Source organism: Mesorhizobium sanjuanii (assembly GCF_002529485.1).
Classification (GTDB): Bacteria; Pseudomonadota; Alphaproteobacteria; order Rhizobiales; family Rhizobiaceae; genus Mesorhizobium; species Mesorhizobium sanjuanii.
The window spans coordinates 1-327 of record NZ_NWQG01000334.1; the positions used below are offsets into that span (position 1 = coordinate 1).

The 327-nt window shown below is 62.7% G+C and carries 1 protein-coding gene; it reads right to left on the bottom strand.

Going from position 1 to position 327, the window contains the following annotated elements:
- Positions 1–13: 13 nt before the first annotated feature.
- Positions 14–327, bottom strand: a 314-nt coding sequence (locus CN311_RS31745; protein ID WP_115504291.1) for an aminopeptidase N C-terminal domain-containing protein, incomplete at its 5' end; no start/stop codon positions are given.

Consider the following 327-nt stretch of genomic DNA (forward strand, 5'->3'; position numbering starts at 1 on the left):
GGATGGGGAACCCTCAAGCCAAGGTCCGCTCGACGATGTCCCTCAGATCGGCCGACAGGTTTTCGGCATTGGCGATCGAAAGCAGTGCCTCCCTGGCCTTGGCCTGGCGGCCAGGTTCGAGCGAGCGCCATGATCTGAGCGCCGTCGCCAGTCTGGCAGCCACTTGCGGGTTGCGCTTTTCGACCTGCATAACCGTCTCGGCGAAAAACCGGTAGCCTTCGCCGTCGGCTCTATGGAAGCCGGTCTGGTTGGCGCTGGAAAACGTGCCGATGAGCGAACGCACCCGGTTCGGATTGGCTATCGAGAAAGCCGGATGGCTGGTCAGCG